Genomic DNA, 736 nt, shown 5'->3' with positions numbered 1-736 from the left:
TCCACGCCATGTGCCGCTACCAAATGAGACACTCAAAGATCCTGGCTCGTCGAAGTAACGTAGGTTGGATACTGCTAAACCAACGGCAGCTGCTTGCCTTGCCTCTTTCCGTACGCTCTTAATATCATAACTAAACGTTTCAAATTTTATATCGGTTTAGGATTTCGACTCGTTAACACCATTACTCATCGCATTATCCTTGGATTCAGAAAAATATTTATCTACATATTTTTTCGCATCATCAAAAACTGTCTTAATCTGCTGCTCACTGTCATGTAACAACCACCAACCAGCCCCCTCCACGACTTCTGTCAAATTTGCGTAAAACACACCACTCTTCACACCTTTTCTCTTTCTTTATTTTCAACATTAATGCTGGCACTATTATTTGTGGGAGCCGTTCTTTTAATCGTACAACCCTTTTCGCCCCTGTCTTGTATAGACAGGAGCATTTTTGAAAATAATCGTAGTGAATTTTATTAATTTAGAGTTAAGCTTAATCCTACACCTACACCCCAGCGCCCTCCGGCACTTGTCACAGATAGACTAGAGCGAATATTTCCATCTTCAGATGTATAACCAGCACCAAGAGCAAATGCGGACTGATTGAGCCATATACCACTACCAAGTGCAACACTTAACTTTCCTGGTGCATCATTGTAACGTAAGTTGGACACCGCTAGACCAATAGCAGCAGCTTGTCTTGCTTCTTTCCGAACATCCTGAATAGCATAAT

General features: G+C 41.4%; 2 protein-coding genes. Both read right to left on the bottom strand.

Features of this window, described 5'->3' with window-relative positions; genetic code table 11:
• Positions 1 to 156: 156 nt before the first annotated feature.
• A complete protein-coding gene (locus ACFIJZ_RS10000; RefSeq protein ID WP_375632013.1) occupies positions 157 to 342 on the bottom strand; it encodes a hypothetical protein in 186 nt (61 codons plus the stop codon).
• A 137-nt stretch (positions 343 to 479) separates the two neighbouring features.
• Positions 480 to 736 (bottom strand): YadA-like family protein (locus tag ACFIJZ_RS09995; RefSeq protein ID WP_375632011.1); only part of this gene is annotated, 257 nt, incomplete at its 5' end.

Origin of the sequence: Bartonella sp. CL70QHWL (assembly GCF_042194855.1) — a bacterium.
Classification (GTDB): Bacteria; Pseudomonadota; Alphaproteobacteria; order Rhizobiales; family Rhizobiaceae; genus Bartonella.
The sequence above is the reverse complement of the archived record's forward strand: the minus strand, read 5'-3'. Positions and strand labels throughout refer to the sequence as shown.